This is a genomic window from Xanthovirga aplysinae (genome assembly GCF_009711365.1).
GTDB lineage: Bacteria > Bacteroidota > Bacteroidia > Cytophagales > Cyclobacteriaceae > Xanthovirga > Xanthovirga aplysinae.
Map to the genome: position 1 here is coordinate 1 of NZ_SMMB01000230.1, position 781 is coordinate 781.

At 33.7% G+C, this 781-nt stretch carries 1 protein-coding gene; it reads right to left on the bottom strand.

The features are described 5' to 3' along the window. Positions 1-7: 7 nt before the first annotated feature. A complete protein-coding gene (locus E1171_RS00520; protein ID WP_155203057.1) occupies positions 8-652 on the bottom strand; it encodes a hypothetical protein in 645 nt (214 codons plus the stop codon). Between the last annotated feature and the right edge of the window lie 129 nt (positions 653-781).

A 781-nucleotide genomic window follows, 5' to 3' on the forward strand; every position in this document is an offset into this window, starting at 1 on the left:
GGAATTTTTATAGTAAAGATATTTTTCCAGAAGAACCGTTGTGGTACAGAAAAACCATTAGCTCATATAATTTATCAATTGAACCTCGACAAATCAGCCTTCTAGATAATTCGATTGATTTTTGAATAACTTCTTCTGTTTCTATTGAATCTTTACTTAGATCCTGAAGCCAATGTCTCAAAAAAATAATAAACTGAATTTGGAAGACATTAGAGAGCAGGGCAATTTGTTGCTTTGTCAAAGGCGTAATGGATTCGTGTTTTTGCACAAATTGCACAAAAAGATTTGAAATCTCTTCAAGGAAGCCCTTCATGGGTAAATCATCTCGTTCAATTTTAAGGTTCTTCTGTGAAAAAGTTAACAAATAAGGTTTAAAGGTCTTAAAAACATGAAAGCAATGGTCATAAAAAACCACTATCTTTTCCTGAGCGGATGACGTAAAATATTGAGCATCTGATACAGTTTCTTTCCATGTTTTTCGATACAAAAAAAGCCAACAGCGATGATCCAGCTCCTCCAATTCGTTCACAAAGGCATTACTTTCATCTTGCAACCCTTTTGTGTTATCAGAAAATAATTCTGCAAAGGCTTTTTTTCTATCCCCATAGCGGCAAACCAATTCAAGATATTTCTTTAATACACCATCTACCATTTCCTTAGAAAAATATTAATTATTTTGGCTTTTAAGGCTTCCGTGTGCCTTTTCATCTTTGTTATTTAAACTGTGCTTCTTGGTATTCCTACCCAAAGTTTTTATATATCCGGCCTCCAAAATCCTTAC

Bases quoted from the DNA above. Each gene is read 5' to 3' on its own strand.
- E1171_RS00520 (WP_155203057.1), bottom strand. From the start codon at position 652: ATGGTAGATGGTGTATTAAAGAAATATCTTGAATTGGTTTGCCGCTAT.